Raw genomic sequence first — 3,989 nt, 5'->3', positions numbered from 1 at the left:
GGGGCCGAAGTGATAGCAGCCAGGGTGATACCGGTCGCGGCCGGACAGCGGCGACCGGTATCATGCACGCATGGTCCGGTCGTTCCTGTTCCTTAGCCGGCCGTGCTGACACGTCGCTAGTTCGACGACCAGCACGGCGCCCCCTCCTGCGTGAGGGGCTTTTTTGTGCCCTCGGCAGGCTCGACGACCCCGACCACTTCGAGACGACGAGATGGTGAAGATGAGCGAGTCCGAGACCCCGCCCTTCCGATACACGGCCGCGACCGCCGGCGAGATCGAGCCGCGCTGGCAGGCGTACTGGGAGGAAAACGGGACGTTCTACGCGCCCAATCCGAGCGGCGAGCTGGCCGATCCCAGCCACCCCCGCCACGGCGCGCCCAAGCTGCACGTGCAGGACATGTTCCCGTACCCGTCCGGCTCCGGCCTGCACGTCGGGCACCCGCTGGGCTACATCGGCACCGACTGCTACACCCGCTACAAGCGGATGGCCGGTTACAACGTGCTGCACCCGATGGGCTTCGACGCGTTCGGCCTGCCCGCGGAGCAGTACGCGGTGCAGACCGGCACCCACCCGCGCGCCACGACCGAGGCGAACGTCGAGCGTTACCGGGGCCAGCTGCGGCGGCTGGGCCTGGCGTACGACAGCCGGCGCACCTTCTCCACCACGGACCCCGAGTACTACCGGTGGACGCAGTGGATCTTCCTGCAGGTGTTCAACTCCTGGTTCGACCCGGACCTGCGCAAGGCCCGCCCGATCGACGACCTGATCGCGTCGTTCGCCGCGGGGGACCGCGAGGTGCCGGGCGGCCGCGACTGGGCGTCGCTGTCGGCGGTCGAGCGCCGGGAGGTGGTCGACGGCTTCCGGCTGGCGTATGTCAGCCAGGCGCCGGTCAACTGGTGCCCGGGGCTGGGCACGGTGCTGGCCAACGAGGAGGTCACCCCCGAGGGCCGCAGCGAGCGCGGCAACTACCCGGTCTTCCAGCGCAACCTGAAGCAGTGGATGATGCGGATCACCGCGTACGGTGACCGGCTGGTCGAGGACCTGGACGTGCTGGACTGGCCCGAGCCGGTCAAGCTGATGCAGCGCAACTGGATCGGCCGCTCGCGGGGCGCCCACGTCGACTTCCCGATGTCCTCCGGTGACGACGTCATCAGCGTCTTCACCACCCGGCCGGACACCCTGTTCGGTGCCACCTACATGGTGCTGTCACCGGAGCACGCGCTGGTCTCGTCGGTCGTTCCGCAGACCTGGCCGGAGGGTACGAAGGACGCCTGGACCGGTGGGCACGCCACGCCCGAGGCGGCGGTGGCGGCGTACCGGGCCCAGGCCGCGGCGAAGACGGACGAGGAGCGGACCGCCGACGTCAAGGTCAAGACCGGGGTCTTCACCGGCGCGTACGCGACCAACCCGGTCAACGGCGCGCGGATCCCGGTGTTCATCGCCGACTACGTGCTGGCCGGCTACGGCACCGGCGCGATCATGGCGGTGCCCGGCCAGGACGAGCGCGACTGGGCCTTCGCCGAGGTGTTCGACCTGCCGATCATCCGGACGGTCGAGGCTCCCGAGGGTTTCGAGGGCGCGTACACCGGTGAAGGCGCCGCGATCAACAGCGACTGGCTGAACGGCATGGGGGTGGCCGACGCGAAGGCGTCGATGATCTCCTGGCTGGAGGAGCAGGGTAAGGGCCGGGGGGCGACCACCTTCCGGCTGCGTGACTGGCTGTTCAGCCGGCAGCGCTACTGGGGCGAGCCGTTCCCCATCGTGTACGACGAGACCGGCCTGCCGGTGGCCCTGCCCGAGTCGATGCTGCCCGTGGTGCTGCCGGACGTGGACGACTTCTCGCCGCGCACCTTCGACCCGGACGACGCCGACACCGAGCCGGAGACGCCGCTGTCCCGCAAGAAGGACTGGGTCGAGGTCGAGCTGGACCTGGGTGACGGCCCCAAGCGGTACACCCGTGAGACCAACACGATGCCGCAGTGGGCGGGCTCCTGCTGGTACGAGCTGCGCTACCTGGACCCGCACAACGACAAGATCCTGGTCGACCCGGAGAACGAGGCCTACTGGATGGGTCCGCAGGGTCCGGGCGATCCGGGCGGCGTCGACCTGTACGTGGGCGGCGTCGAGCACGCCGTGCTGCACCTGCTGTACGCGCGCTTCTGGCACAAGGTGCTGTACGACCTGGGCTACGTGTCCTCGTTCGAGCCGTTCCGGACGCTGTTCAACCAGGGCTACATCCAGGCGTACGCCTACCGCGACGCGCGCGGCGTCATCGTGCCCGCCGAGGAGGTCGTCGAGCGCGACGGCAAATGGTTCTACGGCGAGCAGGAGGTGAGCCGCGAGTACGGCAAGATGGGCAAGTCGCTGAAGAACGTGGTCACCCCCGACGAGATGTCGGAGCGGTACGGCGCGGACACGTTCCGGGTGTACGAGATGGCGATGGGCCCGCTGGACGTATCCCGCCCGTGGGACACCCGGGCGGTGGTCGGCTCCCAGCGGTTCCTGCAGCGGGTCTGGCGCCTGGTGGTCGACGAGGGGACCGGCGCCGTCCGGGTCACCGACGAGCCGCTGGACACCAAGACCCGCCGCCTGCTGCACCGGATCATCGACGGCGTCCGGACGGACATGGACGAGCTGCGGTTCAACACCGCGATCGCGAAGCTGATCGAGCTGACCAACGGCCTGACCCCGCTGCCCGTGGCGTCGCGGGAGGCGGTCGAGCCGCTGGTGCTGATGGTGTCGCCGTTCGCGCCGCACATGGCCGAGGAGCTGTGGGGCAAGCTGGGCCACTCGGGCTCGCTGGCCTACGTCGACTTCCCGGTCGCCGACCCGGCCCAGCAGGTGGCCGAGTCGATCACCTACCCGGTGCAGATCAACGGCAAGGTGCGCGGGCGGGTCGAGGTGGCACCGGACGCGGCCGAGGCGGCGGTGCGGGAGGCGGCGCTGGCGGAGGTCGCGGAGACGCTGGCAGGCCGTAACCCGAAGAAGGTCATCGTGGTGCCGGGCCGCCTGGTCAGCGTGGTCGTCTGACGGCTTGTGGACTACCGGCCGGAATTGTCACACCCGGCCGGTAGTTTCCGGCCCACCCAGTGCCCGGGGTGGGGGAGGCGGCGGCCTCCGCGGAGGGTGACCCACCCTCTGGTGGGCGGGCAGGCGACGCGCGCGAGAAGGCCGGGCCTTCGCCGCTACCAACGTGAGTCCGGGCCTGCGGAGCAGGTCGGAGGCGGCTGCAGCCCAGCGGCGTGCGCGGACCAGCTGCCACGGCAGCGTGGGCGGGAAAAGCGCGCCGGGCGCCGGACAATCGGCATTAGTGGTAGGTGGGCCACGTGTGTGGTCGTCGGACAGGTGGCTGGGCTACCACTTACATATGCGAAAGGCCCGGCCGGGTGGCCGGGCCTTCGCGTGCTGTCGGTCAGGCGGCTGCGGCGGCGGTGCGGCGGGCCGAGCGGCGCCACCGGTAGACGATCGTCGTGGTCAGGGTGAAGCCGATCAGGGCCGGCGCCAGCGACATCGGGTTCAGCGAACCCGGGGCGGTCACCGCGGCGCCGATCACTGCGTAGGACACCGCGGACGGGATCGACGCCAGCGTCGTGCCCAGCAGGTAGCGCTTCTGGCAGACGCTGGTCGTGCCGTACGCGTACCCGATCAGGCCGAACGGCGCGAGCGGCAGGAAACGCACCAGCAGCACCGCGGCGAGCCCGCGCTTGTTGAGCCAGCCGTCCAGGCGCTGCATGCGCCCGCCGGCCTTGGCGCCGAGCGCGCCCCGCCCGGCCCAGCGGCCGGCGTAGTAGGTGGCGATCGCGGCGATCACCGCGGCGGCCAGGGCGGTCGCCGCACCGGTCGGTGCGCCCAGCAGCGCGCCGCACGCGATGGTGATCGCGGTGCGCGGAACCAGCACCGAGAGCAGCAGCCCGCCGACGACGGCGATGGCGACCGCGGCGGCCGGGCCGAGCGCGACGACCGCGTCGGCGATGTCCCGCAGCGGCAG

The 3,989-nt window shown here is 71.1% G+C and carries 2 protein-coding genes; one reads left to right on the top strand and one right to left on the bottom strand.

From position 1 onward, the window contains the following. Positions 1-211: 211 nt before the first annotated feature. Positions 212-3,031, top strand: a complete 2,820-nt coding sequence (leuS, locus tag AB0M20_RS30865; protein ID WP_364303847.1) for a leucine--tRNA ligase — start codon at positions 212-214, stop codon at positions 3,029-3,031. A 382-nt stretch (positions 3,032-3,413) separates the two neighbouring features. Here the strand turns inward: leuS and AB0M20_RS30860 are convergent. Further along, on the bottom strand, positions 3,414-3,989 hold a 576-nt coding region (locus tag AB0M20_RS30860), incomplete at its 5' end, for a VTT domain-containing protein (RefSeq protein ID WP_364303846.1).

Source organism: Actinoplanes sp. NPDC051633, from assembly GCF_040681735.1.
Taxonomy (GTDB): domain Bacteria; phylum Actinomycetota; class Actinomycetes; order Mycobacteriales; family Micromonosporaceae; genus Actinoplanes.
This window is presented reverse-complemented; position numbering and strand designations above follow the sequence as displayed.